This is a genomic window from Bacillus sp. SIMBA_031, assembly GCF_046535225.1.
Classification (GTDB): Bacteria; Bacillota; Bacilli; order Bacillales; family Bacillaceae; genus Bacillus; species Bacillus velezensis.
Window position 1 is genome coordinate 1 of the sequence record NZ_JAWRXC010000398.1, and the last position, 259, is coordinate 259.

Annotated in this window: 1 protein-coding gene; it reads right to left on the reverse strand. The window is 37.5% G+C overall.

Annotated elements, in window-relative coordinates:
• A partial coding sequence (locus tag SB724_RS20775) for a hypothetical protein (protein ID WP_410572832.1) occupies positions 1-259 on the reverse strand: 259 nt, incomplete at both ends.

Here is a 259-nt window from a genome sequence, read left to right on the forward strand (position 1 = left end):
TACAGCATGCTTTTCAGTTATTATGATGTTTTTTTTCTCGCACGCTATGGAAAAATCATCAGTTTTCTCACTGTAATAAACCCGCACCTCAGTATCAAAAAGGTGAGAAGCAAACTTGCTGTAAATATCGGTTTGTATCCAACGCTCCCCCAAATTAAAATCCAGTTCCTCAAATTCAATTTGCCGAGGCATGGCCTGCTTTAAGATTTTTGCACTTTCTTTAGCTTCCTTATCAGTTGGGTTTCCTAATAGATAATCT